The 25,746-nt window shown below is 71.2% G+C and carries 26 protein-coding genes; 16 read left to right on the top strand and 10 right to left on the bottom strand.

From position 1 onward, the window contains the following. Window positions 1–1,337 (top strand): serine/threonine protein kinase (locus tag AB0I77_RS51345; protein WP_363289924.1); only part of this gene is annotated, 1,337 nt, incomplete at its 5' end. Here AB0I77_RS51345 and AB0I77_RS51340 read toward each other — a convergent pair. Further along, entirely contained in the window at window positions 1,329–2,780 is a 1,452-nt protein-coding gene (locus AB0I77_RS51340) for a serine hydrolase (protein ID WP_363289923.1), read from the bottom strand. The genes AB0I77_RS51345 and AB0I77_RS51340 overlap by 9 nt on opposite strands. Window positions 2,781–2,866: 86 nt before the next feature. On the opposite strand from AB0I77_RS51340, the gene AB0I77_RS51335 reads away from it, so the two are divergent. From AB0I77_RS51335 to AB0I77_RS51325, 3 genes are all read left to right on the top strand, one after another. Then, window positions 2,867–3,838, top strand: a complete 972-nt coding sequence (locus tag AB0I77_RS51335; protein WP_363289922.1) for an LLM class F420-dependent oxidoreductase — start codon at window positions 2,867–2,869, stop codon at window positions 3,836–3,838. Between the two features lie 109 nt (window positions 3,839–3,947). Further along, window positions 3,948–4,979, top strand: a complete 1,032-nt coding sequence (locus tag AB0I77_RS51330) for a hypothetical protein (protein WP_363289921.1) — start codon at window positions 3,948–3,950, stop codon at window positions 4,977–4,979. 62 nt (window positions 4,980–5,041) lie between these two features. Beyond that, window positions 5,042–5,467, top strand: a complete 426-nt coding sequence (locus tag AB0I77_RS51325) for an SsgA family sporulation/cell division regulator (protein ID WP_363289920.1) — start codon at window positions 5,042–5,044, stop codon at window positions 5,465–5,467. Window positions 5,468–5,494: 27 nt separating this feature from the next. Here the strand turns inward: AB0I77_RS51325 and AB0I77_RS51320 are convergent, their stop codons facing one another. Then, window positions 5,495–5,992, bottom strand: coding sequence for a DUF6328 family protein (locus AB0I77_RS51320; protein ID WP_363289919.1), 498 nt, complete (start codon window positions 5,990–5,992; stop codon window positions 5,495–5,497). A gap of 272 nt (window positions 5,993–6,264) precedes the next feature. On the opposite strand from AB0I77_RS51320, the gene AB0I77_RS51315 reads away from it, so the two are divergent. Beyond that, window positions 6,265–6,609, top strand: a complete 345-nt coding sequence (locus AB0I77_RS51315) for a hypothetical protein (protein WP_363289918.1) — start codon at window positions 6,265–6,267, stop codon at window positions 6,607–6,609. Between the two features lie 16 nt (window positions 6,610–6,625). On the opposite strand, the gene AB0I77_RS51310 is transcribed toward AB0I77_RS51315, so the two are convergent. Continuing rightward, window positions 6,626–7,609 carry an aldo/keto reductase gene (locus tag AB0I77_RS51310; protein WP_363289917.1) on the bottom strand — a complete coding sequence of 328 codons (984 nt, stop codon included), beginning with the start codon at window positions 7,607–7,609 and terminating at the stop codon, window positions 6,626–6,628. Between the two features lie 136 nt (window positions 7,610–7,745). Here AB0I77_RS51310 and AB0I77_RS51305 point away from each other — a divergent pair, with 136 nt between their 5' ends. Beyond that, the gene (locus tag AB0I77_RS51305) at window positions 7,746–9,470 is read left to right on the top strand and encodes a cholesterol oxidase substrate-binding domain-containing protein (RefSeq protein ID WP_363289916.1); all 1,725 of its coding nucleotides are present in this window, start codon (window positions 7,746–7,748) and stop codon (window positions 9,468–9,470) included. A 45-nt stretch (window positions 9,471–9,515) separates the two neighbouring features. On the opposite strand, the gene AB0I77_RS51300 is transcribed toward AB0I77_RS51305, so the two are convergent. Next, window positions 9,516–10,757 carry an FAD-dependent monooxygenase gene (locus tag AB0I77_RS51300; protein WP_363289915.1) on the bottom strand — a complete coding sequence of 414 codons (1,242 nt, stop codon included), beginning with the start codon at window positions 10,755–10,757 and terminating at the stop codon, window positions 9,516–9,518. 138 nt (window positions 10,758–10,895) lie between these two features. Between AB0I77_RS51300 and AB0I77_RS51295 the strand changes: the two genes are divergently transcribed. After that, window positions 10,896–11,348 (top strand): SRPBCC family protein, encoded by a 453-nt coding sequence (locus tag AB0I77_RS51295; protein WP_363289914.1) that lies wholly within the window; start codon window positions 10,896–10,898, stop codon window positions 11,346–11,348. A 60-nt stretch (window positions 11,349–11,408) separates the two neighbouring features. On the opposite strand, the gene AB0I77_RS51290 is transcribed toward AB0I77_RS51295, so the two are convergent. Further along, on the bottom strand, window positions 11,409–12,122 hold the full coding sequence (locus AB0I77_RS51290; protein WP_363289913.1) for a ribonuclease H: 714 nt from the start codon (window positions 12,120–12,122) through the stop codon (window positions 11,409–11,411). A gap of 31 nt (window positions 12,123–12,153) precedes the next feature. Then, entirely contained in the window at window positions 12,154–12,954 is an 801-nt protein-coding gene (locus AB0I77_RS51285) for a VOC family protein (protein WP_363289912.1), read from the bottom strand. 407 nt (window positions 12,955–13,361) lie between these two features. Between AB0I77_RS51285 and AB0I77_RS51280 the strand changes: the two genes are divergently transcribed. Genes AB0I77_RS51280 through AB0I77_RS51270 form a run of 3 tightly spaced genes read left to right on the top strand, consistent with a single transcriptional unit; the run spans window position 13,362 to window position 16,835 of the window. Continuing rightward, window positions 13,362–14,816 carry a family 2B encapsulin nanocompartment shell protein gene (locus AB0I77_RS51280; protein WP_363289911.1) on the top strand — a complete coding sequence of 485 codons (1,455 nt, stop codon included), beginning with the start codon at window positions 13,362–13,364 and terminating at the stop codon, window positions 14,814–14,816. 40 nt (window positions 14,817–14,856) lie between these two features. After that, a complete protein-coding gene (locus tag AB0I77_RS51275) occupies window positions 14,857–15,915 on the top strand; it encodes a family 2 encapsulin nanocompartment cargo protein terpene cyclase (RefSeq protein WP_363289909.1) in 1,059 nt (352 codons plus the stop codon). Window positions 15,916–15,959: 44 nt separating this feature from the next. Then, window positions 15,960–16,835 carry a geranyl diphosphate 2-C-methyltransferase gene (locus tag AB0I77_RS51270; protein ID WP_363289908.1) on the top strand — a complete coding sequence of 292 codons (876 nt, stop codon included), beginning with the start codon at window positions 15,960–15,962 and terminating at the stop codon, window positions 16,833–16,835. A 6-nt stretch (window positions 16,836–16,841) separates the two neighbouring features. On the opposite strand, the gene AB0I77_RS51265 is transcribed toward AB0I77_RS51270, so the two are convergent. Together AB0I77_RS51265 and AB0I77_RS51260 are read right to left on the bottom strand one after the other, a co-directional pair. After that, window positions 16,842–18,593, bottom strand: a complete 1,752-nt coding sequence (locus AB0I77_RS51265) for a caspase family protein (protein WP_363289907.1) — start codon at window positions 18,591–18,593, stop codon at window positions 16,842–16,844. Beyond that, window positions 18,593–18,973 (bottom strand): hypothetical protein, encoded by a 381-nt coding sequence (locus tag AB0I77_RS51260; RefSeq protein WP_363289906.1) that lies wholly within the window; start codon window positions 18,971–18,973, stop codon window positions 18,593–18,595. Before AB0I77_RS51260 ends, AB0I77_RS51265 begins: the two co-directional genes overlap by 1 nt. Window positions 18,974–19,188: 215 nt before the next feature. Between AB0I77_RS51260 and AB0I77_RS51255 the strand changes: the two genes are divergently transcribed. Continuing rightward, window positions 19,189–20,100, top strand: a complete 912-nt coding sequence (locus AB0I77_RS51255; RefSeq protein ID WP_363289925.1) for an SGNH/GDSL hydrolase family protein — start codon at window positions 19,189–19,191, stop codon at window positions 20,098–20,100. 3 nt (window positions 20,101–20,103) lie between these two features. On the opposite strand, the gene AB0I77_RS51250 is transcribed toward AB0I77_RS51255, so the two are convergent. Next, window positions 20,104–20,586, bottom strand: coding sequence for a VOC family protein (locus tag AB0I77_RS51250; protein ID WP_363289905.1), 483 nt, complete (start codon window positions 20,584–20,586; stop codon window positions 20,104–20,106). Between the two features lie 123 nt (window positions 20,587–20,709). On the opposite strand from AB0I77_RS51250, the gene AB0I77_RS51245 reads away from it, so the two are divergent. From AB0I77_RS51245 to AB0I77_RS51235, 3 genes are all read left to right on the top strand, one after another. Then, on the top strand, window positions 20,710–21,930 hold the full coding sequence (locus tag AB0I77_RS51245; protein WP_363289904.1) for an epoxide hydrolase: 1,221 nt from the start codon (window positions 20,710–20,712) through the stop codon (window positions 21,928–21,930). 101 nt (window positions 21,931–22,031) lie between these two features. Continuing rightward, window positions 22,032–22,685 (top strand): ATP-dependent Clp protease proteolytic subunit, encoded by a 654-nt coding sequence (locus tag AB0I77_RS51240; RefSeq protein ID WP_363289903.1) that lies wholly within the window; start codon window positions 22,032–22,034, stop codon window positions 22,683–22,685. 1 nt (window position 22,686) lies between these two features. After that, window positions 22,687–23,292: an ATP-dependent Clp protease proteolytic subunit gene (locus AB0I77_RS51235; RefSeq protein WP_363289902.1), complete on the top strand. Its 606-nt coding sequence runs from the start codon at window positions 22,687–22,689 to the stop codon at window positions 23,290–23,292. Window positions 23,293–23,313: 21 nt separating this feature from the next. On the opposite strand, the gene AB0I77_RS51230 is transcribed toward AB0I77_RS51235, so the two are convergent. Next, window positions 23,314–23,763 (bottom strand): helix-turn-helix transcriptional regulator, encoded by a 450-nt coding sequence (locus AB0I77_RS51230; protein WP_363289901.1) that lies wholly within the window; start codon window positions 23,761–23,763, stop codon window positions 23,314–23,316. 88 nt (window positions 23,764–23,851) lie between these two features. Here AB0I77_RS51230 and AB0I77_RS51225 point away from each other — a divergent pair, with 88 nt between their 5' ends. Together AB0I77_RS51225 and AB0I77_RS51220 are read left to right on the top strand one after the other, a co-directional pair. Continuing rightward, window positions 23,852–24,625 (top strand): class I SAM-dependent methyltransferase, encoded by a 774-nt coding sequence (locus AB0I77_RS51225; RefSeq protein ID WP_363289900.1) that lies wholly within the window; start codon window positions 23,852–23,854, stop codon window positions 24,623–24,625. Between the two features lie 102 nt (window positions 24,626–24,727). Further along, window positions 24,728–25,618 (top strand): RNA polymerase sigma factor SigF, encoded by an 891-nt coding sequence (locus tag AB0I77_RS51220; protein WP_363289899.1) that lies wholly within the window; start codon window positions 24,728–24,730, stop codon window positions 25,616–25,618. Window positions 25,619–25,746: the final 128 nt, after the last annotated feature.

Below are 25,746 nucleotides of genomic sequence, written 5' to 3'. Positions count from 1 at the left end.
TGCCCGCCTGGGAGCCCGGCCACGACTGGCGCGGCTGGCACGAGATGCCGCGCGCCGGACTCACCGACGGCATCGCCGTGATGGCCAACCAGCGCATCGACGTCCTGGAGGCCGCACACGGCGAGGGCATCACGCACGGCGAGCTCAGCCCCGGCCAGGTGTACGTCCGGGAGCAGGGCTCCGTCGTGGTCACCGGCTTCGGACTGGCCGGCGCGACCCTCGCGCCGCGGGTCACCGCGCCGTCGTACGCCTCTCCCGAGCAGGCCCGCGACGAGCGCATCGGGCCGGCCGCCGACATGTGGGCGCTGGGCGCGATCCTCTACACGCTCATGGAGGGCCGCCCGCCGTTCCGCGACCGGGACCGGCCCGAGGCGACCCTGAAGGGCGTGGACCGGCTTCCGCTGCGTTCGCCGGTGCGCGCCGGGCCGCTCACCCCGACCGTGCAGGGGCTGCTCCTCAAGGACTCCAGGGATCGGCTGACCCGCCCGGCGGTCCGCGAGGCGCTCATCCGTGTCCTCGACGAGGACCCCGAAGCCCTGGTGGGCACGTTGTCCGGGCCCCGGCTGCGCGGTCTGTACGCGGTGGGCCCGGGGTGGAGCAGGCGCACCATGGTCGCCGGGACCGCTCTGGCCGTGGTCACGGTCGCCGTCGCCGTCCTCGCGGTGACCCGTCAACTGCCGGGCACCGAGGGCTCCGCGACCGGCACGGCACCGCTGCCGAGCGTCTCGCCCAGCGTTCCCGACGACCGCGCGGGCGAACAGCCCTCCCGCCCGCCCCGGACCCCCACGCCCACACCGACCCGGACCGCACCCGCGAGTCCGACCCCGACCCCTACCCCTACCCCGACGACGTCCCCCCCGGGCCGGGCGCTGCCCGCCGGATACGACCGCTACCACTCACCGGAGGGATTCTCCGTAGCCCTCCCCGAGGGCTGGAAGCCGCTGAGCACGACGCGCCAGGCCGATCTCGCGTACCGCGTCGTCTTCGGTGCGGACGACGACCCGCGCACGCTCGCCGTCACCTACAGCGAACGCGTGGGCCCGGATCCCGTCGCCGTCTGGCGCGACGACGTCGAGCCGAATCTGGAGGACGGGGACGGTTACCGGCGGATCGGCGAGATCCGCGCGACGACGTACCAGGGGGACGAGGCCGCCGACATGGAGTGGCTCGCCGATGACGACGGCACCCGCGTGCGCACGTTCGGCCGCGGCTTCCTCATCGGGGAGGGCCGGAGCTTCTCGCTGCGATGGACGACCCCGGCCGCGGACTGGACCGACGCCGCGAACCAGGAGGCGCTGGACACCTTCCTGAGGACGTTCCGGCAGCCCTCAGACTGATCCCCGAGGCGCGCGCAGCGAGTGGAGCGACTCCGCGTGCAGCGGCGCCGTGCGCCACCGGGCCGTGAAGGTCCGGTCCGGGAGCGAGCACGTCACCACCAGGTGGTGCGGCGTCTCCAGGAAGGCCACGTCGACGACGAGGGTGTCCGCGTCGGTCCATCCCCCGCTCACCGCGGTCGGGACCGGCCCGTCGTCCTCGACGTTCCAGCCGTGTCCGGCCAGCCGCAGGGTCAGCGGTGCGCCGTCGTCGGTGAGCGTCAGACGCCGGCCGCCCTCGTCCGCCCCGGCCCCGATCCCGACCGCGGTCAGCGTCGGCTGGCCCGCGCAGACACCGCCGTAGGGTGCGAACTCGGCGCCGGACCAGTCCTCGGCCCGCTCCGGTGGGGCGGGTTTGCCCGCGGCCGGGGGCAGCGCGAGGCGGGCCAGCCGCTGCGCCAGGACCGTGTCCTCGTGGCGCTCGCCGGGCAGCGGCTCGGGGCCGAACGCCGGCAGCAGATGTTCCCAGACCAGGTTCAGCACGTCCTGCATCTGCTCGGTCGCCGCCGTCATCGCGACCACGGCGTCGCACTCGGGGAGCACCAGGCAGAACTGGCCGTACGCCCCGTCACCGCGATAGCCGTGCCGGGACATCCAGAACTGGAAGCCGTAGCCCTGCTGCCAGTCCGACACCGCGCCCTCGGGCGTGCCGTCGGCGTTGGCGACGTGCGCCCGCGTGGCCTCGGCCACCCACCCTTCGGGCAGCAGCCGCTCGCCCTCCCACACCCCGTCCCGCAGATACAGCAGGCCGAGCCGGGCGATGGCGTCGGTCGTGGCGTGCAGTCCGCTGAAGCCGATCTCGCGGTCCGCCGGGTACCGCGTCCACGCCACCTCACCGATGCCGAGCGGATCCAGCAACCGGGGCCGCAGGTACTCGCTCAGCGACCTGCCGGTGACACGCTGGAGGATCGCGGCGAGTGTGTACGTGGCCGGCTGGTTGTACGCGAAGACGGTGCCCGGATCGCGCTCCGGCGGGACCAGCAGGAATCCGCGGACCACCTCCTGCGGGTCGAGCACGCGAGCCCGCTCGTAGGTCTCGGCGAGGTGACCGCTGGCCATGGACGCCACGTGCCGGACGAGCATCGCGCGGCTGCGCGGGTCGGTGATGTCAGCCTCGAACTCCGGGAAGTACGAGATGACCGGGTCGTCCAGCCGGATCAGCCCCTCGGCGACGGCGAGGCCGGCGGCCGTCGACGTGAAGCTCTTGCTGAGCGAGTACAGGAGATGGAGGCGGTCGGGCGCGTACGGCGCCCACCAGCCGGACGACACGACCTGACCGTGCCGCAGGATCATCAGGCCGTGCGGCTCGATGTCGGGGGCGGCTTCGAGGGCGTCGAGGAAGGCCTGGACGCCGGACGCGTCGACGCCCTGGGCGGCGGGGGTGCTCGTAGGCAGCGGGCGACTCATGGGGGCATCCTCTCCCGATCGTCCGCCCTGATCGAGGGGCCCCGGGTCATCTGTTTTCACTGCTCGCGACCGGGGACTCAGCCCTTATGGTGCAAATCGGATACACGATGATGACCGAGCAGGCCGGGCCCCGAGACCTCGTCGACCATGTGGTGCGGGCCGAGGAGGTGGGCTTCGACTTCTCGGTGACCTCTGACCACTACTTTCCGTGGCTGCGCGCACAGGGTCACTCGCCGTACGCGTGGAGCGTGCTGGGCGCTGCCGCCCAGGCGACCTCACGCATTCCGCTGATGACGTACGTGACGTGTCCGATCTTCCGCTACCACCCGGCGGTGGTGGCGCAGAAGGCGGCGACGACGCAGCTGCTGTCGGAAGGCCGGTTCCGGCTGGGGCTCGGGGCGGGCGAGAACCTCAACGAGCATGTGGTGGGCGGCGGCTGGCCGTCCGTCGACCTGCGGCACGAGATGCTGGAAGAGGCCGTGGAGATCATCCGCGCGCTCTTCGAGGGCGGCCATGTCAATCACCGGGGGCCACACTTCGACGTCGAGTCGGCCCGGCTGTGGGACCTGCCGGACCAGCCGCCGCCGATCGGCATCGCCGTCTCCGGCGAGCAGTCCTGTTCCCTCGCGGGCCACCTGGCGGATCTGGTGATCGCCACCGAACCCAAGGCGGGACTCCTCGACGCCTTCGACCGCCACGGCGGCGCGGGCAAGCCGCGGGTGGGCCAACTGCCGGTCTGCTACGACCCCGACCGGGACGCGGCCGTCAAGCGCGCCCATGCGCAGTTCCGCTGGTTCGGCGGCGGCTGGAAGGTCAACTCCGAACTGCCGCACCCCGACTCCTTCGAGGCGGCCACCCAGTTCGTCACCCCCGACGACGTCGTCGACTCGATCCCGTGCGGCGACGACCCGGACGACTTCGTCGAGGCCGTACGGCCGTACGCCGAGGCCGGTTTCACCGAGATCGCCCTGGTGCAGATCGGCGGGGAGTCCCAGCCCGAGTACCTGGACTGGTCGGCGAAGACGCTGCTGCCCGCGCTGCACGACACGTTCGACTGAGCGCAGCGGGCCGCGCCGCGGTCCGGCGGGCACGGCATCGCAGAGGGTGCGGATAGGCTTCCGACCTGCCCGTTGCGCAGTTCGACCAGCCTGCCCAGGAGAATCACCCGTGACCGTAGCGATCGCCACGTCCGAGACGTCCCCCGTGCCCCTGTCCGACCTCGTCGCGCGCGACGCGCGCGAGTTCGGGGTGTATGCGCGGACCGGAGGATGGGCCTTCGGCCTGATGGTGGCGCGGAGCGTGCGCCCCGGCGGCCAGAGCGCGGACGAGACGCCGAAGGTGTCCGCGAAGGAGTTCGCCGAACTGGCCGGATGCTCGGCCGAGCGCGTCATGCGCTACTACAAGGCCTGGGACCGGGCCGCCGACGACGGTCTCGTCCCGCACTTCGAGGCGCTGGCGCCGGGCCAGGAGGTGGAACTGCCGGACTCCGACGTGTGGCTCAGCTACTACGTCTCCCGCTCCAGCGCGACCTCCGAGCGCGGCACGGCCATCGCTCAGGCCGCCGAGGCCGAGGGCATCCGGCCGACCAAGGCGCTCGAGGTCGCCGAAAATCCGACCGCGCTGCGCGCCGCGATCCTCGCCGACCCCTCCACCGCCCGCGCGGCGCGCGGCGCCCTGCTCGACCGGCTGCGGGAGGACCCGGAACTCCAGGCCGAGTTGGCGCGTGACGTCGTACGCACCGACGACCTGAAGAAGGCCGTCGCCACCGAGAGCCGGGCGGCCGACCGGATCGGATACGTGCGGCAGATCGCCGAGTCGGGCCAGATCAAGACGCCCGCGGGGCAGACCGTCGACGCGCCCGTCGACCTCCGCCAGGAGGCCGAGCGGCATCTGTCGCTCCTCGACGAGCTGGAGGAGGACGAGGGCACCGGCGAGTGGGCGACCGAGGCCTACGACACCATGAAGTCGCTGGTCGTCGAGGCCGTGGAGGCCGATCCCGAACTGCGCGTCCAGGAACGGCGGACGAAGTTCTACAGCAGCCTCCAGAAGGCCACGAAGGTGTTCGAGGAGCTCACCTTCGACGACGCCCAGGACTTCTACGAGGACGACATGGTGCAGCGTCTGGAGGACCTCCAGCAGGCCATCGTCAGCTGCATCACCGCGCTGCGCGGGGCCCAGCGCAATCACCCGGACGGCTGAGCATCTTGTGCACGACGCGGGTACTAGAGGGCTCTACGACTGTTCTCCCCGGAGGCCCTCTCGTGAACTCCTTCGTGCACAAGACCCTCGTCGTGCAGCTCCAGGCGGGCGCCACGAGCCGCTGTCCGGTGCTCGCTCACCTGAGTTACGACGCGGCGGACCCGTTCGCCGTCACCGCGGTGTTCAGTCATGACGGGCGGGTGCTCGCGCGGTGGCGGCTGGACCGGGAGATGCTCACGGACGGGCTGGGGCGTCCGGTCGGGGTGGGAGACGTCCGGCTGCGCCCCGTGTCGACGGGCAGGTGGGAGGAACTGCGCATGGAGCTCCTCGGCGACGCCCGCTCGGACGGAGGCTGCCAGCGTGCCGTGGTGTTCGCGTGGGCTCCGGCGCTCGCGGCCTTCCTGCGGGAGACCCGCGAGGTCGTGCCGCCGGGGCGGGAGGAGCTGCGGATCGACGATTTCCTGGCGGACGTCGTGGGCGGGGCCTGAGGCGGGGTGCGGGCTTCGGTGCCGGCGTCACTTGGACGACGTATGCCGGCGCCGCGTCAGCATCGGCACCGCGAACCAGCACAGCAAGTACCACAGGACGACTCCGGCGACCAGCCAGGGCACATATCCGTCGTGGGCCGCGACCCTGAGGATCAGCAGGAGCGCGGCCGTCATGGTGGCGAGCAGCAGCACCAGGCCGACGAAGGTCAGCCGGGAGGCCCACACGACCGCCTGCGGTTTGACCCGCCGCCCGACCACCAGGCGATGCAGGGACACCGGACCGATCAACGCGCCGGTGGCGGCGGCGCCCAGGACGACCGTGACGATGTAGATGTTCTGGTCCGTCTTCTCCAACTGCGCGTATTTCGGTGTGAACACGACGGTGAGCAGGAAGCCGAACAGGATCTGCACGCCCGTCTGAGCGACTCTGATCTCCTGGATCAGCTCTCCCCACTTCCGGTCGGCTCTCTCCTCCTCGGTTTCGTGACGGCCCCTGTTTCGCGTCTCTGCTCCGCTTTCGTTCACCGACAAGCTTCCTCCCTGCCCGGCTGGGGCCGGTGTGCGCCCACAGCACCGTGTTCCCTGTTTCACGCGAAATGGTCCAGTCGTGACAGCGAGGGGAACGGGATGTGACGCAACGTGTTTGCGACCGCGCCGACGCGACGGGCGGCCGGCGGGACCGGCGACGGTTTCAGCGATCACCGGACGGTTACACGGAGCGCGGGACGTACGGCGTGACGGTCGCGGCCGTCACACCCCGCCTTTCGACGCCGACCAGCCGAGGAGCCCCGTTGACCATGTCCGGCACCGAACTCACTGTCACACTCAGCGGCGGCAGCACCACCGACGCCCGGGCGGTCGTGCGGGCCCTGGAGCCCGCCTTCGGCGCCGCGCAGGAGCTGCCCGCCGACGACAACGCCACGGTCCACACGGCCACGTTCGACAGTACGGACGACCTGCCGGCCGGGGTCGCTGAGAGCGGCGCCGGGCAGCTGTCCGCGCCGGTGACCGTCACCGTGCAGGGCACCCCTCAGGCGGTGGAGAAGGCGAGCGACGCGCTGGCCCTCGCCTTCCCCGTGCACGACCAGGGGACCGCCTCGGGCGACCAGGAGCAGGAACGGCAACTGCTCCTGGAACCCTGAGCAGAGCAGCGGCGACCTACCAGCGGGCTTCCACCTGGTCCTTGATCCGCCGGTCGTACAGATCACGGATCGCGGTGAGCGTCGCCTCGGACAGCTCCGGCAGCCTGGCGGCGGCCGCGTTGGCGCGGGCCTGCTCGGGCGAGCGGGCGCCGGGGATCACGGTGGTCACGCCCGGCTGCTGGACGATCCAGCGCAGGGCCAGCTGAGCCGGGGTGTACCCCTCCGGGGCGAGGGCGGCGAACTCGGCGGCGGCCTCGACGCCCGTCGCGTAGTCCACACCGGAGAAGGTCTCGCCCTGGTCGAAGGCCTCGCCGTGCCGGTTGTAGGTGCGGTGGTCGTTCTCGGGGAAGACGGTGTCCTTGGTGTACTTGCCGGTCAGCAGGCCCGAGGCCAGGGGGACGCGGGCGATGATGCCGACGCCGGCCTCCTGGGCCGCGGGCAGCACCTCGCGCAGCGGCTTCATGCGGAACGGGTTGAGGATGATCTGCACGCTCGCCACGTTCGGCCGGGCGATCGCCGTGAGCGCCTCCGCGCAGGTCTCCACGCTGACGCCGTAGTGGGCGACGCGCTCCTCCTCGACCAGGGTGTCCAAGGCGTCGAACACCTCGTCGGTGGAGTACACGGGCGTCGGCGGGCAGTGCAGCTGGACCAGGTCGACGCGGTCGACGCCGAGGTTGCGCCGGGAACGGTCGTTCCACGCCCGGAAGTTGTCCAGGACGTAGTTCTCCGGGATCTGGTCGACGCGGCGGCCCATCTTCGTCGCGACCAGCACGTGCAGGTCGGGCCTGCCGCGCAGGAACGTGGCGATGGTCTGCTCGCTGCGCCCGTCGCCGTACACGTCGGCCGTGTCGAAGAAGGTGACTCCCGACTCTGCCGCCGCCTCCAGCACCGTCAGGGCTTCCTTGTCGTCGACGTCTCCCCAGTCGGCGCCCAGTTGCCAGGTGCCGAGACCGACGACGGATGCGTGCTGTTGCGACCTACCGAATGTGCGCTCGTCCATGGCGCCAGTCTGTCATCCGTCACCTGGGTGCGCGGAACCGGTGGATCCGGCCGCTCACCTGTGAATCTTTCACTCACACGAGTGAGGGGATGCGACAGAAAGCATGCCCGTGTCAACCGGCGCCTAGCGTGAGCCCGTGACCGATCGTTCAGTGCGCGGCTTCCCGCGCGACGACCCCTCCTGGACCCGCCGCGGCTTCCTCCGCTCCGCCGCCGCCCTGACCGCCGTACCCGTGCTCGTGGCGGCGGATCCGGCAGTCGCGGCCGAGGAGCTGCCGGACTTCCCGGCGGGTGTCGCCCTGTACCGGTCGGCGTACCGGAACTGGGCCGGCGAGATCACCGCCGAGGGGCTGTGGGCCTGTGCGCCGACCGGCCCCGGCCAGGCGGTGGCCGCCGTCAACTGGGCCTGGCGGCACGGCTGGACGGTGCGCGCCCGGGGTTCCGCGCACGGCTGGTCCCCGCTGACCATCACGGAAGGGACCTCGGCGGACAACCGCGTCCTGCTGGTCGACACCGTCTCCCATCTCACCGGCCTGGCCCTGGAGTCGGCGTCCTCCGTCCGCGCCGGCACCGGCGTCACGCTGGAGGCGCTGCTGACCTTCCTGGAGGGGCACGGCCTCGGCGTCACCGCCGCGCCCGCTCCGGGCGGCCTCACCCTGGGCGGCGCCCTGGCCGTCGACGCGCACGGCACCGCGGTACCGGCCGAGGGCGAGCGGCAGGTGCCCGGGCACACGTACGGCTCGCTCAGCAATCTCGTGCTGGAGCTGACGGCGGTCGTGTGGGACGAGGACAGCGGCGCCTACGTCCTGCGCACCTACGGCCGCGACGAGGCGGACTGCGCCGCACTCCTCACCCATCTCGGCCGCGCCCTGGTCACCGAGGTCGTGCTGCGGGTGGGCGCGAACACCAATCTGCGGTGCGTGAGCCGTACGGACATCCCGGCGGGCGAGCTGTTCGCGGAACCCGGTGCGGACGGACGCACGTTCGCGAGCTTCCTGGACCAGGCCGGGCGCGTCGAGGCGATCTGGTTCGCCTTCACCGAGTTCCCGTGGCTGAAGGTGTGGAGCGTCTCCCCCACCCGGCCGCTCACCTCGCGGCGGGTGAACTCGCCGTACAACTACCCGTTCTCCGACAACATCCCGACGCCGGTGGCGGACCTGGCCGGGCGGATCGTCTCGGACGCGGCCTGGTATCTGGCCCCGGTGCTCGGCAACGCGCAGTACGACGCGGCGGCGCTCGGGCTCGTGGCGACCCTGTCCGCCGACATCTGGGGCCCCTCCAAGAACACGCTGCTCTACCTCAGGCCCACCACGCTCCGGGTGACCACGAACGGATCCGCGGTGCTCACCACCCGGGACCAGGTACAGCGTGTCCTGGCCGAGTTCACCGCCTTCTACCGGGAGCGGCTCACGGCGTACGCGGCCCTGGGCCGCTTCCCGGTCAACGGCTCGGTCGAGATCCGGGTGACCGGCCTCGACGACCCGGCCGACGCCGCAGTGGACGGTGCCCGCACCCCGCTGCTGTCGGCGCTGCGACCGAGCGAAGCGCACCCCGAGTGGGACACCGCCGTCTGGCTGAACGTGCTGACCCTGCCCGGCACGCCGTACGCGGAGGCGTTCCTGCGCGAGATGGAGCGGTTCCTGCTCGGCACGTACGACGGCGGGCACGCCCTCGCCCGGGTCGAGTGGTCCAAGGGCTGGGCGTACACCGATGAGGCGGCCTGGAGCGACGAGCAGGTGCTCGGTACGACGATCCCCACCTCGTTCGGCGAAACCGCGTGGAGGCAGGCGGCCGGGACCCTGGACCGGCTCGACCCGCACCATGTCTTCGAGAACGCCTTCCTCGACCGGCTGTTCCGATAAAGGTCCGATATCCGATATCCGATATAGGCCCGATGAAGGGACGGGTCAGAGCTGCCTGCCGGAGCCCCGGGACCCCCGGGACCCCAACGCCCGTGCGTGCACGGTGCGTGCGACCTTCGGTCCCAGCCAGCGCTTGAGCCTGCGCAGCGCTTCCAGCTGTCCGGCGGCCTGGTCGATCCGGTAGTACAGCTGGGGTGGGACGTGCGGCAGCAGCGGCGAGTGGCGCTGGCCGAGGAGGGCGAACATCCGCTGCGGGGGCAGGTGGATGTAGCGCGGCAGGTTCTCGTACCACTGGGCGCTGTAGCGGGCCGCGCTCTGGATGGACAGGAGCTGCGACTTGCGCTCCTGTTCGTAGCGGGCGAGGGCCCGCGGGAGTGCGGGGTGCTCGCGCAGTGCGCCGGCCAGGGCGAGCGCGTCCTCCAGGGCGAGGGTGGTGCCGGCGCCGATCGAGTAGTGCGTGGTGTGGGCGGCGTCGCCGAGCAGGACGAGGTTGCCGCGGTGCCAGGTGCGGTTGGTGAGGGTGCGGAAGGTCAGCCACTGGGCGCTGCCCTGGGCCGAGGTGCGGCCGATGAGGGCGTGGCCGTCCAGCACGTCGGCGAAGAGCTTCTCGAGGAGGGCGAGTCCGTCGTCCTCGTTCGCCCGGTCGAGCCCGAGGCCGGTCCAGGTCTCGGGGGCGCACTCGATGACGCAGGTGCTGCGCTCGGGGCTGAAGCCGTAGCCGTAGCACCAGATCCAGCCGTGGTCGGTCTCGACGAAGGCGAAGGTGAAGGCGTCGAAGACCTTCGTCGTGCCGAGCCAGATGTAGCGGTTGCGGCCGACTCCGATCTCCTCGCCGAAGTGGCCGGCGTGACGGGTGCGCAGTGCGCTGTGCACCCCGTCGGCCGCCACGAGCAGGTCGGCCGCGGGGAGGTTCCCGCCGGTGATCTCGTGGGCGAACTCCAGCCGTACGCCGAGGGATCGGGCGCGTGCGGCGAGGATCTCCAGCAGGCGGTGGCGGCCGATGGCGAAGCCCTCGTCGCCGCTGTGGCGCGTGGCCACGTCCCGTACGTGGGCGACGCCGTCGCTCCAGCGCAGCGAGTGGCCCTCGATGGCGCGGGCCGACTCGGGGTCGTGCGCGTGCAGCTTGTCGAGCAGCCCGCGCCAGTAGGTCACGCCCCAGCCGTAGGTCGAGCCCTCCGGGTTCCGTTCGTGGACGGTGATGTCGTGGGACGGGTCCTGCCGCTTGAGCAGGATCGAGAGATACAGGCCGGCGGGCCCGCCGCCGACGCAGGCGACCTTCACGCGCACTCCTGGGAATTACCCGTAGCGTTCAATGGGCAACGCAGAGTAGCAGGAAGGCGCCACGGCAGCCCGTCGGCGATTCGCTCCGCAGGTCACGGGTACTCGCGCCGGACACAGCCGACGAGACGAAGGAGGCGATCACTCGTGTCGCAGGTCGAGGAATCCATCGAGGTCGGCGTTCCCGTGCACACGGCCTACAACCAGTGGACGCAGTTCGAGACCTTTCCCGAGTTCATGGGCGGCGTGGAGCGCATCGAGCAGCGCACGGACACGCTCACGCACTGGGTGACCAACGTCAACGGGGTGCACAGGGAGTTCGACGCGGAGATCACGGAGCAGATCCCGGACGAGCGGGTCGCCTGGACCACGATCGCCGGCGAGGCCGAGCAGGCGGGTGCGGTCACCTTCCACCGGCTCGACGACGACCACACCAAGGTGATGCTCCAGATGGACTTCCATCCGGACAGCATCGCCGAGAAGGTCGGTGACAAGCTCGGGGTCGTGAAGCGGCAGGCCAAGGGGGACCTGGAGCGCTTCAAGAACTTCATCGAGGAGCGCGGCCAGGAGACTGGGGGCTGGCGCGGCACGGTGAACTGAGCATCGTGCTCTCCCGCGCCCGCCCGCGCTCGCCCGGGGAGCGTCCGGCACGTTCCGGGACTATCCGGCCGCTTCCGTGCGGCACTCCGGGTGCCCCCAGCCCTGGGCGTTCTTGGCGATCGGCTCGCCCGCCGCGTAGCCGCGTCCACACAGGCAGCGGCCGGGGAACTTGGCCTTGATGGTCCGTGCGGACTTCGTGGCCGGTGCGGACCCGCCGCGCGGCCGGGACGCGCCCGGCTTGCGGCGCGGGGCGCTCGACGCCGGGGTGTCCGGGGCGGGCGGCGGCTCGGGCGAGCCGAGTCCGCTGCCGGCCGCCTCCTGGACGATGGCCGCCTGGCTGGCGGCGCGGTCGGCGAAGTCGTTGAGCTTGTCGCCGTCGACCTGGTGGGCGGGCACGTAGCGGAACTCGACCGAGCGGCCGTCGAGCAGTTCGTCGATGCGCACGACCAGGTCCTGGTTGGCGACCGGCTTTCCGGCGGAGGTCTTCCAGCCGTTGCGCTTCCAGCCGGGCAGCCAGGTGGTGACGGCCTTCATGGCGTACTGGGAGTCCATCCGGATCTCCAGCGGCACGTCCGGGTCGGTCGCCGCCAACAGGCGCTCCAGCGCGGTCAGTTCCGCCACGTTGTTGGTGGCCTTGCCGAGCGGCCCCGCCTCCCAGCGGGCCGGAATTTCCGACACATCGGCGACGACCCAGGCCCAGCCCGCCGGTCCTGGATTTCCCTTCGAAGCGCCGTCGCACGCGGCCACCACACGTTCACGCATGGCTCCGATCATGCCACGGACGGGCGGGGCGCTCGGACAGAGCTCAGGAGACGTCCGCGACCTGCGGCATCTCGCCCGAGGTCGTCGTGACGTCGATCACCGAGAAATTCGCTCCCTGCGGGTCGCTGAGGGCCGCGAACCGGCCGAACGGCGTGTCCATCGGCCCGAACCTGAGGACGCCGCCGAGCTTGGTGGCCCGGGCGATGGCGTCGTCGCAGTTGTCGACCGTGAAGAAGACGTTGATGTACGACGGCACCTCGGGCGGGAACTCGTCCGTCATCTTCATGCGGCCGAGGACCGTGTCGCCGGCGACCTCGAACATGCGGAAGTCGACCGCGTCGTCCTGCATCTGCTTCGCACTGTAGGGGAAGACGGCCGGGAAGAACGCGTCCGACTTCTCGGGCTCGCGGGTGAAGACCTCGGCCCAGCAGAACGCCCCGGGCTGCTCGGGCGGCGCCTCGAAGCCCTCGTGGGCGCCCGCCTGCCACACGCCGAAGACGACGCCGCTGGGATCGCGGCCCAGGCACATGGTGCCGAAGTCGCCGACCTGCATCGGCTCCATCACCACCTCGCCGCCGTTGTCACGGATCTTGCGGGCGGTCGCCGCGGCGTCCGGGGACGCGAAGTACAGGCACCACTGCGACGGCCCCTCCTGTCCGGGCATCGGCGGCACGACGGCGGCGACCGCCTTGCCGTCGGCGTAGGCCTGGGTGTAGTTGCCGTACTCCGACGACGCCTCGCCGAAGGTCCAGCCGAGGACGTCGCCGTAGAAGCTCTTGGCTCCCTCGACGTCGCTGAACATCGCATCGGCCCAACAGGGGGTTCCCTCAGGTTGTACGGCCATGACTGCGGCCCTCTCCGGATCGGTGGGTGGTCCGCTTCCTCACGCTAGCGACCGGTTCGCCGGACCGCGCGTCGAACGACACGGTCCGCTTCATACGACGGCCCCGACGAGCCGGCTCACCGGCGGGGAGCGGGGTCGGCGGCGTGTGCGGCGGCCGGGCGCCCTGCGCGCCAGGAGTGCGGACCGCATGACCGGCGTGCGATCACACGCCCGTTCCCCCTTTACCTCCTTCGGGGGTTTTCACCTCCCCGGGCACCGAAACCGCCCCGTTCGCGCGGTTACCGCCCACCACCTGGGCTGATTCGCTGGTGCATACGGCCCGCCCGGCTCATCCGCCCCGCGGTCGCCGTCATCAGGCCGCTCGACCGACCACTCCACTCGCCCCTGTTCACTCCCAGGGAGGGAATGTGTCCGCACCCGACAGCGCCACCGGACCCGCCACCGACGACCCCGCCCCCGAACCCGTCACCCAGACCCCCGGCGACGGCGAGCTGACCAGTCTCAGCACGCGGGCGGCACGCCAGCTCACCACGACCACCAAGTCCGAACCCCAGATGCAGGCCATCAGCTCGCGATGGCTGCTCAAGACGCTGCCATGGGTGGATGTCCGGGGCGGCGCCTACCGGGTCAACCGGCGTCTCCAGCTGCGCGTCGGCCGCGGCCGGGTGCAGTTCGACCAGAACGGCGCCGACGACGTCAAGGTCATTCCCGAGACGCTGACCGAACTGCCCGCCCTGCGCGGCTACTCGGACACCGAGGCCCTCAAGGAGATCGCCTCCCGCTTCCGGGTACGGGAGGTGCGCGCCGGGCAGATCCTCGTCGAGGCCGGCCAGCCCGTCACGGAGGCCTACCTGGTCGTCCACGGCCGGTTCACCCGCTTCGCGGTCGGCAAGTACGGCGAGGAGGAGGTCATCGGGGTCGTCACCGACGGCGAGGGGCTGGGCGACGAGGCCGTCGGCCGCGCCGATCCGCTGTGGCTGACGTCGGTGCGGGCCGAGACGGCCGGGGTCGTACTGGCGCTGGCCTGGGACGCCCTCACGGAGTTCACCGGGCGCACCCCGTCCCTGGCGGCCCATCTGGAGGCGTACGCCGAGCGGCAGAGCAAGCCCATGAACCGCAAGGGCGAGGCCGACGTCCCGGTGCAGGCCGGTCACGTGGGCGAGCCGGTGCTGCCGGGCGGCTTCGTCGACTACGAACTCGCCCCGCGCGAGTACGAGTTGTCGCTCACCCAGACCCAGCTGCGCGTCCACACCCGGGTCGCCGACCTCTACAACGACCCGATGAACCAGACCGAGCAGCAACTCCGGCTCACCATCGAGGAGATCCGCGAGCGGCAGGAGTGGGAGCTGGTCAACAACCGGGAGTTCGGGCTGCTGCACAGCACCGACTACGGCCAGCGCATCAGCACCTTCTCGGGGCCGCCGACCCCGGACGACCTCGACGAACTGCTCGCCATGCGCCGCAAGACCCGGCTCTTCCTCGCCCATCCGAAGGCCATCGCCGCCTTCTTCCGGCAGTGCAACCGGCGCGGCCTGGTGCCCGGCACGGTGAACGTGGAGGGCCACGAGGTCCCGGCGTGGCGCGGTGTGCCGCTCTTCCCGTGCAGCAAGATCCCGATCGGCCCGCAGCACACCAGCAGCATCATCGCGCTGCGCACCGGAGAGGCGGACCAGGGTGTCGTCGGCCTATACCAGACCGGCATTCCCGAGGAGTACCAGCCCGGTCTGAACGTGCGGTTCATGGGCATCGACGGCAACGCGATCATCCGCTACCTCGTCACCGCCTACTACTCGCTGGCCATCCTCGTGCCCGACGCGGCGGGAATCCTGGAGAACGTGCAGATCGGCCGGACGGCCGACTGACGGGGAGGAGCCATCCAGGATTCCATCGAGGAGTACGTCAATGAGCGCACCCCCTGCATCCGGTTCCGCACCGCGCCTGCCCGGGCCGCCGAGCCTCGCCCGTACCGCCCCCGCACGGCGAGGCGGCCCGATCCCCGGGCTGAGGTACCGGCCCGCCGTCGCCGCCGACCCCGAGAAGGTGCGCGAGGTCGACCGCAGACTGGAGGCCTGGGCCCGGGGTCTCGACCTCTTTCCCCCCGCGTGGACGGGGGACTTCTCGGGGTTCCAGTTCGGCCGGGCCGTGGTGCTCCAGCATCCGGGCGCGGTGGACCTCGAACGTCTCACCGTCGCGGGCGAGTTGCTGCTCGCCGAGAACCTCGTCGACAACTGCTACTGCGAGGAGGACGAGGGCAAGGGCGGATCATCCCGGGGCCTCGGCGCCCGGCTGATCCTGGCCCAGTCGGCGCTCGACCCGTACCACGGCACCCCCGAGCTGGAGGAGGAGTGGCGGGAGGGCGTCCAGGCCGACGGGCCGCTGCGCTCGTACCACTGGGCCCTCAAGGACTACGCCGCCTTCGCCACCCCCAGTCAGACGGACCGTTTCGTCCAGGACATCGCCCGGCTGCATCTCGGGTATCTCGCCGAGGCCGCCTGGTCGGAGATCCGGTACGTGCCGCGGGTGTGGGAGTACCTGGTGATGCGGCAGTTCAACAACTTCCGTCCCTGTCTGTCGATCGTCGATGCCGTGGACGGCTACGAGCTGCCGGAGGCGCTCTACGCCCGCCCCGAGATCCAGCGGGTCACGGCCCTCGCCTGCAACGCCACCACGATCGTCAACGACCTGTACTCCTTCACCAAGGAACTCGCGAGCGACCCGACACACCTCAATCTGCCCGTGGTCGTCGCCGCCAACGAGCGGTGCGGGCTGAAGGCCGCCTACCTCGAGGCCGTGGAGATCCACAACCGGATCATGGAGGCCTTCGAGGAGGAGTCCGCGGCGCTGTCCGCCGGATCGCCCCTCGTCGAACGCTACGCCGAGGGCCTGGCGGCCTGGGTGTCCGGCAACCACGAGTGGCACGCCACCAACACCCACCGCTACCACCTGCCCAACTACTGGTAACACCCACACTGACGTCTCGTCAGACGCACCACAGGGAGCCACTGTTGACGACCGCCGACGCCGGCACCACGAGCGCATCGGTGCCGACCCAGTCGACGTACCAGACCCGCGTCGCGGACTACTGGAACGCCGAGGAGAACCCGGTCAACCTCGAACTCGGAAAGCTCGACGACCTCTACCACCACCACTACGGCGTCGGCGACGTCGACCGGTCCGTGCTCGACGAGCCCGACGCCGTGCTGCGGCGCGAGCGCGTGACCGCCGAACTGCACCGCCTGGAGCACGCCCAGGCCGAACTCCTCGCCGCCCGCCTCGGCCCTCTCACCCCCGACGACCGTGTCTTCGACGCCGGCTGCGGGCGCGGCGGCGGCAGCGTCGTCGCGCATCTGCGGTACGGCTGCCACGCCGACGGTGTCACGATCTCCGCCAAACAGGCCGAGTTCGCGAACGCGCAGGCCCGCAAGCGGGGCATCGACGACCGGGTGCGCTACCACCACCGCAACATGCTGGACACCGGATTCCCCACCGGGGCGTACGCCGCGTCCTGGAACAACGAGTCCACCATGTACGTCGAACTCGACCTGCTGTTCGCCGAGCACGCCCGGCTGCTGCGCCGCGGCGGACGCTATGTGGTGATCACCGGCTGCTACAACGACACCTATGGGCAGGCCTCCCGCGAGGTCTCCCTCATCAACGCCCACTACATCTGCGACATCCACGCCCGCTCGGCGTACTTCCGCGCCCTGGCCCGCAACCGGCTGGTGCCCGTCCATGTGCAGGACCTGACCGACGCGGCCATTCCGTACTGGGAACTGCGCAAACAGGCCGACCACCTGGTCACGGGCATCGAGGACACCTTCCTGACCGCGTACCGCAACGGCAGCTTCCAGTACCTGCTGATCGCGGCCGACCGCGTGTGAGGCCCCTTACGCCTTCGGAAGGCGGGCGGCGGCCGAGGCGGCGAGTTCGGTCGCCATCCGCATCAGATCGTCCTGCGGGCGGTCGCCTTCGACCAGCACGTTCAGTGTCTCGACGGTCGTCTCCCGCTGCTCGTCGACGTAGGTGCGCTGTACCACCTGGACACGGCAGGTGTCTTCGCCCTCGGCCTCCGGCACGACGAGTGCGCGCCGGTTCACGATCCAGGTGAGCGAGCCGTCCGCGGCGGACAGCGGCTGGCCTCGGTCGAAGGACAGGTCGACCCGCAGGTCGCTGGTCGTGCTCTGCCAGTCGCACGACCATGATCCAAATCCGGGGTCCGGCTCGTTCGCGTCGATCCCGGGGACGATGTCGAGGGCCTCGGCGTCGAGCAGTGCACAGGCGTCCTGGCGCGCCAGCGAGTCCTCGGGGAAGTCTCCGCCACGACGGTCGATCGGTCCCTTGTTGAGGGCGGCGACCGCGTGCTCGGCCGCCACATCGGCCATCTCGCACAGGGGCGCCTTTCCGTCCTCGGCGTACTTCGCGGTGACCGCCACGGTGACGTCGTCGCCGGTGGGCAGCAGCAGCCGGGTGCACCGGTCGCTCTGCGTGGGCTCCGAAAGGATCTTGACGGCACCCTCGGTCCGCGCCCCGGCGGTCTCCTCCGGCCGTCCGTTGTCCAGGTCGACCACGACGTCCACCACGCCGCCGTCCGCGCGGTGCACGAGGACGTCACAGCGGTCGAAGTTGCCGTACGCCGGGTCCTGTTCGGTGTCGCCGAAGCGGCCGAGGGCGGTGGGCGCGGTCAGCGCGCAGAGGTCGGCCTTCCGGTGCGAACCGATGAGGGATCCTCCGTCCGGCGCGTCGCCCAGCAAGGGCGGGAGGAAGACGAAACCGGCGGTCGTGAGCACCGTCGCGGCCACGCACGCCCACACGATCGCGCGCCGTCGCCGACTGCCGAGGCGCGCGCCCCGGCGCCCGGCGGATGTGCGAGGCTCGGGCGGAGTCGGTGTTCCCGGGCCCGCCACGGCATCGGCCGCGCGATTGCGTACCAGTGCGATGCGGTGGCCGACGTTGGTGGCCCGTTGCTGCGGTTGCGGCCTGCCCTTCGCGACCAGCGCCCGCCGTACGTGCTGGAAGACCGTGTCCATGTCGAGCGGATCCGGGCCGCCCGGCACCCCGTTCTCCAGCGCGGTGACCAGCTCGCCGGTGAAGGCCGTGTACCGCTCCTTGCCCGGAGCGAAGGCCTTCTTCCCCTCCGCGCATGCCGTCATGACGTAGGTGCGGTCGACGACCGTCTGGTCTGCGACGTCCTCCGGTCCGCCCATGTACCGCTGGATCGCGGCCCCGCTGAAGCAGCAGTCCAGGATCACGACCTGGCTGTGCGCGTTGCACTCGGTCAGCAGTACGTGCCGCAGATCGTCGTACCGCACCGCGTCGTAGAGCCGGTCATGATCCGCGTTCGGCAGCATCAGGCACAGTCCGCCGTCCCGCGAGGGCAGTCCGTGACCCGCGAAATACAGCAGGAACGTGTCCTTGGCCTGCTGCGCGGCGACGCGTACGGCGTCGAGGACGTCGCCGGGGTGCTTCGGGTCGGACAGGACGACGCAGTGCTCTGCGGGCAGCCCCCACAGGTCCGGGGCGGTCAGCAGCTCCGTGATCTTCTTGACGCCGGCGGCCACCGTCCGCAGGGAGGGCATGTCCTCGTAGTCGGCGACGCCGACGACGACCGCGCGGGAGGCGGCGGGATCGGGCAGGGGCACTACGCGGTCTCCAGGTCGTTCTCCGGCCGGCGTGGCCCGTCCGCCGGGCGGCTCAGCAGGTCCGTGATCCGCCGGATCGTCTCGTCGTCGCAGGCCCCCTGGAGCGTGACCGATCTGCCGTCGACGGTGATGGTGACGCAGGGGGCGGTGGGGCGTGCCGCGCGCCAGGCGGCGTAGGCGAGCGCGAGGTTGAGCGCGGCGATCGACTGGCCGACCACGAGTTCGATGACGTCCGTCGCACCCATGGTCCCGTCGCCGGGTCGCGGGCGCCCCGGGTTCACCGCGGCGTGCCGGCGGAGCTCCGGGTCCTTGCGCAGCCACCGGTACAGGTCCAGGGCGGCGAGCCCGTCGTCCGCCCCGACCCTGATCTCCACACGCATCGTCCGCTCCCCTGCCGTTCCGTGACCGGCCCCACACGCTAGGACTGAACGTCCCTTGCATGAAAGGGAGTTGATGTCTGTCACTCGAACGTGTGATTCACACCCTCCCCGGTTGTCGTGGCCGACGCGTGTCTTCCCCCTGGTGCCCGGCTGTGCTTGCCTGGGGAACCGTTTTGAGGGTCGGGGCGGGAGTGGGTCGCATGCGGAGACCGTGGATCCGTGCACCGTGGAGGGTGGGCGTGCTGCTCGCCGGGTTACTGCTGGGCGCGTGCACGGATCCGGCGTCCGACACCCCGGAGGGCCCGCCGCCCTCCCCCGACGTACCGGCCTCGTCGGCCGCCACCGAGCACCGGCGGCCGGCCGCCTCTGAGCGGGCCCCCGTGCGGGCGCCCAGCGTGCTGTACCTCGGTGACTCGCTGGCGATGGAGAACCAGCGGGTGCTCGGGCAGGAGCTGCGCCGGGACCTGCGGGCGAAGTACACCAGCGCCCCCTACTCCGGGACCACGTTGTGCGACTACCTGGAGGGCACCGGAGCGCGCTCGCTCGTCCCGGACCGGGACAAGGCGGCCGCCCTGGTGCGCTCACTGCGGCCGGACGTCGTGGTCCTCCAGTTCTGGGGCAACGCGTGGGGCTACACGTGGTGCATGGACGGGATCACCTACGCGGACTCCCGGGCCGAGTACTTCAAGCGGTACGCCGCCGACGCCGAGCGGCTCACCGAGCAGATCGCCGCGGCCGGCGGAGCCAAGCGCCCGCGGATCGTCTGGGTGTCACAGGGCCCGGACCCGATCACCCCCGACCGGGTCCGGCGGGTCAACGCCCTCTACGAGGAGCGGGCCGCCGCCTCGGGAGACCTGGTCGCCGACGCGGGGAAGACGGTCAGCCCCGCCGGAGCCCGTCACACCTGGGTCCAGTACCTGCCGTGCACGTCCTACGAGCACGACCACCCCGACTACTGCACCCAGCCCGCCCGCGACCGCACCGCCCTCCACCTCGACAAGGACTACCTGCACTTCTGCCTGGCCCCCACGACGGCCACGCCGAAACCCTGCCCGGTCCGCTCCCCCGGGATCCTGCGCATCGCCCGGGAGATCACCCGGGTGGTCACGGCGAGCCTCGGTGCATAGGTCTCACTCGCCCGCGGCCGCCTTCTCCAGGGCGGCGATGTCGAGCTTGCCCATCGACATCATGGCCTTCATCGCGCGGCCCGCCTTCTCCTGGTCCGGGCCGGTGGTCAGCTCGATGAGGCGGTCGGGGATGACCTGCCAGGACACGCCGTACCTGTCCTTCAGCCAGCCGCAGGGGCCGGGCTCGCCGCCGCCCTCGGTGAGCTTGGTCCAGTAGTAGTCGATCTCCTCCTGGTTCTGGCAGAAGATCATGAAGGAGATCGCCTCGGTGAACTTGAACTCGGGGCCGCCGTTGAGCGCGAGGAACTTGTGGCCGTTGGCCGTGAACTCGACGGTCAGCACGGAGCCGGCGGGCTGGGGCGCTCCCTCGGGGTAGCGCTCCAGCCTGCCGATGCTGGAGTTCTTGAAGACCGAGACGTAGTAGTGGGCGGCTTCCTCGGCCTGGCCGTCGAACCAGAGACACGTGGTGAATCCGTCGGTCGTCATGAGTACCTCCTGGGTCGTGGAACGCGGTCATCTGTATCGACCGATCCTCGCCGCGGAACTCATCGGTCGGAGCGCCGATTAATCCAGGTGGCCAATACACCGTCCCGAACTAGCATCCGGATCATGACGTCTTCGCCCCCGGGCACACCCACGGCCACGGTCCGCCCCTTCCGCATCGACATCCCGCAGGGCGACCTCGACGACCTGTACGACCGTCTCGACCGCGCCCGCTGGCCGGACGACCTGTCCGCCACAGGCTGGGCGTACGGCGTACCGGCCGACTACCTGCGGGAGCTCGTCCGGTACTGGCGGCACTCCTACGACTGGCGGGCGGCCGAGGCGCAGCTCAACGCATGGCCGCAGTTCACGACCACGATCGACGGGGCGAACGTCCACTTCGCCCACATCCGCTCCCCCGAGCCCGACGCCACCCCGCTGATCATCACCCACGGCTGGCCGGGGTCGATCGTCGAGTTCCTCGACGTGGTGGGGCCGCTCACCGACCCGGCCGCCCACGGCGGCGATCCGGCCGACGCCTTCCACATCGTCGTACCGAGCATTCCGGGGTTCGGGCTGTCCGGGCCCGCCCCGGACACGGGCTGGGAGGCGGGCCGGATCGCCGGCGCGTGGGCCGAGCTGATGCGGCGGCTGGGCTACGAACGGTTCGGTGCGCAGGGCGGCGACTGGGGCGCGGGCATCTCCCGCGAGCTGGGCCGGGCCCACCCCGACCGGGTCATCGGCGTCCACCTCAATCTGCTGCCGGGCGCGCAGGCGACCACCGAACCGACCCCCGGGGAACTGGCCGCGCTCGATCCCGCGGAGCGGGAGCGCACGCTCGCGTCGTGGCGCCGCTGGAGCGAGTTCTCGAGCCAGGGCGCGGGATACGCCGCCCTGCACGTCACCCGCCCGCAGACCCTCGCGTACGCGCTCACCGACTCGCCGGTCGGCCAGCTCGCCTGGATCGTGGAGAAGTTCCGGGAGTGGACGGACTCCGCGGAACTGCCCGAGGAGGCCGTCGACCGGGACCGGCTGCTGACCAACGTGATGCTGTACTGGCTGACCGGGACCGCCGGTTCGGCCGCCCGGGTCTACTACGAGCGGGCAAACGTCACGGGCGGCCGGGCCGCCCGGCCCGACGAACCGTCGACGGCTCCGACCGCCCTCGCCCTCTTCCCGGCCGAGCTCCATCTCGCCTTGCGGCACCACGCGGACCGCACCGAGAACATCGTGCGCTGGACCGAGTTCGACCGGGGCGGGCACTTCGCCGCGATGGAGGAGCCGGACCTGCTGGTGGGCGATGTGCGGGCGTTCTTCCGGGAGTTGCGGGAGAAGGGCGCCGGATGAGCGCTCTGCCGACGGCGAATCTGCTGCGGGCCTAGAAATCCCCGGCAGGGCGCGGCCCGGACCCAGAGTGGAGTTCGCAACCACTCGACAAAGGAGCGCCGATGTCTCCATTCACCGCCGGCCCCGGGCCGGCCCTGCTGCCGCGGGCGGAGGAGGGCGACACCCCTCCGACGCGGTTCGACGACCACCTCGCCGCCCAACTGCTCGCGCAGCGCATCGTCCTGTTGGGCACCCAGGTCGACGAGGTCTCCGCGAACCGCGTCTGCGCCCAGCTGCTGATCCTGTCCGCGGAGGACCCGCGCACCGACATCAGCCTGTACATCAACAGTCCCGGCGGTTCGGTGCACGCGGGCCTGGCCATCTACGACACGATGCGGCTGATCCCGAACGACGTCGCGACGCTCGCCATGGGCTTCGCGGCGAGCATGGGGCAGTTCCTGCTCAGTGTGGGCACGCCCGGCAAGCGCTTTTCCCTGCCCAACGCGCGGATCATGATGCACCAGCCGTCGGCGGGCATCGGCGGCACCACCGCGGACATCGAGATCCAGGCGGAGAACCTGGAGCAACTGAAGCGGAGCATCGAGCAGATCACCGCGGAGCACACCGGGCAGAGCCCGGAGACCATCTCCCGGGACGGCGACCGCGACCGCTGGTTCACGGCCGAGGAGGCCAGGGAGTACGGCATGGTGGACCGGGTCGTCGAGTCCCTCGGCGACGTCCGCCCGGCCGCCTCGAAGCGACGGATGGGGCTGTGACATGGGGAGCTACACGATTCCGAACGTCGTCGAGCGGACCCCGCAGGGCGAGCGGTCCTACGACGTGTTCAGCCGGCTGCTGTCGGAGCGGATCATCTTCCTCGGCACCGAGATCGACGACGGTGTCGCCAACGTCGTCATCGCGCAACTCCTCCACCTGGAGGCGTCGGCCCCGGAGACCGAGATCGCGATCTACATCAACTCGCCCGGCGGATCGTTCACTTCGCTGATGGCGATCTACGACGCGATGACCTTCGTGCGGGCGCCGATCTCGACGGTCTGCGTCGGGCAGGCGGCGTCCACGGCGGCCGTCCTGCTGGCCGGAGGGGATCCCGGGCGGCGGATCGTGCTGGAGCACGCGCGCGTGCTGCTCGGGCAGCCGGCCACCGGCGGCAGCCGGGGCACGGTCTCCGATCTCGCCCTCCAGGCCAAGGAGATGGTGCGGATCCGCTCCCAGGTCGAGGAGGTGCTCGCCCGGCACACGCACCACGACATCGCGACGCTGCGCGCGGACATGGACCGCGACAAGGTGTTCACCGCCGAGGAGGCCGTGACGTACGGCCTGGCCGACGAGGTACTGAGCCGGCGCCTCGCAGGGGTGGTCTGAGGCGCCGGCGGGCGGGGGTCCTCAGGCGGCCAGGCAGAGCCCGTTGTACGGCGCCGTGGAGGGGCGACGGCTTCGACCGGAGCCGCGGACGAGCTCGCCCTGCGCCAGCGACAGCAGGTCGCCCAGGCCCAGGCCGAGGGCGTGCGCGGCGGCCGCGAGGACCTCCGACGAGGCCTCCTTGCGGCCGCGCTCCACCTCCGAGAGGTACGGCATCGAGATCCGGGCCGCGTCGGCCACGTCCTTGAGCGTGCGTTCCTGGGCGAGGCGCTCGCGCCGCAGGACGTCTCCGACCAGGTCGCGCCAGAGAGGTTCCTTCGGCCCGAGGGGATCTCGGGGGGCCGGGTCCGGCGGCGCCGTGCGGGGCGGGGCGACGGCAGGACGTTCGGACGCTGGGCGGGCGACGGTCCCCGGGCGCGCGGCCGGCGGGCGCAGGGGGATCACGCGGGCTTGGTTCGGCGCTTGGTTGCTCACCTCTCCAGACTAAATTCCCTGGACGTGAGGGGAAGAGATCGGCATTCTGCCCTGGGTGGAATCACGATCGCGAAGGGGCGAGGGAACGGTGCTGCGCGAGACGTTCAACGAGGTCGCACAGCTGTACGACCGTGCCCGGCCCCGCTATCCCCGCGCCTTGATCGAGGAGTTGGCGCGGGTCGCGGACCTCGGTCCGGACTCCCGGGTCCTGGAGGTGGCGTCCGGGACGGGCCAACTCACCGTTCCGCTCGCCGAGTTCGGCTGCCGTATCACCGCCGTGGAGCTGGGTCCCGCCATGGCGACCGTGGCCCGGCGGCGACTTCGGGAGTTTCCCCGGGTGGACGTGGAGGTGGCGGACTTCGAGCACTGGCCGCTGCCGCGCGAGCCGTTCGACCTCGTGGTGTGCGCCACCGCGTACCACTGGCTCGACCCGGCCACCCGAGTGGAGAGGACGGCGGACGCACTGCGGCCCGGCGGTCTTTTCGCGCTCGTCACCACCGAGCATGTGGCGGGCGGCAGCACGGACTTCTTCGCCCGGGCCCAGCGCTGCTACGAACGCTGGGACCCGGCCACGCCGCCCGGCCTGCGCCTACAGGACGCGTCGGAAATCGCCACGGACACCGGCGAGTTGGAGCGCGGTCAGCGCTTCGGGAACGTCGTGGCCACCCGGTACCTCCAGGACATCACGTACTGCGCCGACGAGTACATCGACGTCCTGCTCACCTACTCGGGCCACCGCGCGCTCGACGACACCGCCCGCCAGGGCCTGTTGACCTGCGTCCGGGAGCTGATCGAGACCCGGCACGGCGGCAGCGTCACCAAGCGCTACCTCCACGAGCTGATCGTCGCCACCCGGCTCTGAGCGCCCACCGCCCCACTGCCGCGCGGCTGGCATGCGCCGTCACAGCACGGGTACACGCAGGGCAGGAAGCAGACGCCGAGCCGTGACTTTCGTAGGAGAGCAATGGACACCGCCGTGATCGGGTCGAAGGCACAGGTCGCCCAGGAGACCGCCAGGACCAGGACGACGGGCGACGAACCACTGCCGGGAGTCGAGGACCCGCGGACCGTGGCTCCGCGTGACGCGCGGGAGCTGTCCCGCCGGTTCTTCCTGCGCCTGACGGAGCTCCAGGAAGGCACGCACGAATACCAGTACGCGCGCAACACGCTCATTGAGATGAACATGTCGCTCGTGCGCTTCGCGGCCGGCCGGTTCCGCGGCCGCGGGGACGACATGGAGGACATCGTCCAGACCGGAATGATCGGTCTGATCAAGGCCATCGACCGCTTCGAGCTCGCCCGGGAGGTCGAGTTCACCTCGTTCGCGCTGCCCTACATCGTCGGCGAGATCAAGCGTTTCTTCCGTGACACCACGTGGGCCGTGCATGTGCCGCGGCGGCTACAGGAGTTGCGGGTGGAACTGGCCAAGGCCCGTGAGGAACTCGCCAGCCGCCTGGACCGCGAGCCGACGGTCGCCGAACTCGCCACGCTCATGAACATTCCCGAGAACGAGGTGGTCGAGGCCCAGATCGCCTCCAACGGCTACAACTCCTCGTCCCTGGACGCCGCGCTCACCGGCGACGGACCCGAGGGCGGCGAGACGGTCCTCGCCGACTTCATCGGCGTCGAGGAGAACGGGCTGCGGCTCGTGGAGGACTTCCAGTCGCTCGCGCCGCTCATGGCCGCGCTGAGCGAACGCGACCGGCAGATCATCCATATGCGGTTCGTGGAGGAGGCCACCCAGGCGGAGATCGGCGAACATCTCGGCTGCTCGCAGATGCATGTGTCCCGGATGATCAAGCGGATCATCACCCGGCTGCGCGAGGGCATGCTGGGCGAACTGGGCTGCGCCTGACGAACTGTCCTGATGGATGTCGTGAGCCGACGACTCGTCGGCTCACCAGCCGTTGAGGTGGCCCTCTCGGGGGCGGGCGCGCCCGTCCCCTCCGGGGCGCCCCCGCGGTCCGCGCGCGCCCCCGGGCA

It is taken from the genome of Streptomyces sp. NPDC050619, assembly GCF_040654815.1.
In the GTDB taxonomy this organism is placed as follows: Bacteria; Actinomycetota; Actinomycetes; order Streptomycetales; family Streptomycetaceae; genus Streptomyces.
This window is presented reverse-complemented; position numbering and strand designations above follow the sequence as displayed.

What these genes read in the sequence shown, in the direction of transcription:
- AB0I77_RS51335 (WP_363289922.1), top strand. Translation starts at nt 2,867, where the DNA reads ATGGTGCAAATCGGATACACGATGATGACCGAGCAGGCCGGGCCCCGA.
- AB0I77_RS51240 (WP_363289903.1), top strand. Translation starts at nt 22,032, where the DNA reads ATGTCTCCATTCACCGCCGGCCCCGGGCCGGCCCTGCTGCCGCGGGCG.
- AB0I77_RS51260 (WP_363289906.1), bottom strand. Translation starts at nt 18,973, where the DNA reads ATGCGTGTGGAGATCAGGGTCGGGGCGGACGACGGGCTCGCCGCCCTG.
- AB0I77_RS51275 (WP_363289909.1), top strand. Translation starts at nt 14,857, where the DNA reads ATGAGCGCACCCCCTGCATCCGGTTCCGCACCGCGCCTGCCCGGGCCG.
- AB0I77_RS51340 (WP_363289923.1), bottom strand. Translation starts at nt 2,780, where the DNA reads ATGAGTCGCCCGCTGCCTACGAGCACCCCCGCCGCCCAGGGCGTCGAC.
- AB0I77_RS51285 (WP_363289912.1), bottom strand. Translation starts at nt 12,954, where the DNA reads ATGGCCGTACAACCTGAGGGAACCCCCTGTTGGGCCGATGCGATGTTC.
- AB0I77_RS51315 (WP_363289918.1), top strand. Translation starts at nt 6,265, where the DNA reads ATGTCCGGCACCGAACTCACTGTCACACTCAGCGGCGGCAGCACCACC.
- AB0I77_RS51250 (WP_363289905.1), bottom strand. Translation starts at nt 20,586, where the DNA reads ATGACGACCGACGGATTCACCACGTGTCTCTGGTTCGACGGCCAGGCC.
- AB0I77_RS51310 (WP_363289917.1), bottom strand. Translation starts at nt 7,609, where the DNA reads ATGGACGAGCGCACATTCGGTAGGTCGCAACAGCACGCATCCGTCGTC.
- AB0I77_RS51245 (WP_363289904.1), top strand. Translation starts at nt 20,710, where the DNA reads ATGACGTCTTCGCCCCCGGGCACACCCACGGCCACGGTCCGCCCCTTC.
- AB0I77_RS51235 (WP_363289902.1), top strand. Translation starts at nt 22,687, where the DNA reads ATGGGGAGCTACACGATTCCGAACGTCGTCGAGCGGACCCCGCAGGGC.
- AB0I77_RS51290 (WP_363289913.1), bottom strand. Translation starts at nt 12,122, where the DNA reads ATGATCGGAGCCATGCGTGAACGTGTGGTGGCCGCGTGCGACGGCGCT.
- AB0I77_RS51220 (WP_363289899.1), top strand. Translation starts at nt 24,728, where the DNA reads ATGGACACCGCCGTGATCGGGTCGAAGGCACAGGTCGCCCAGGAGACC.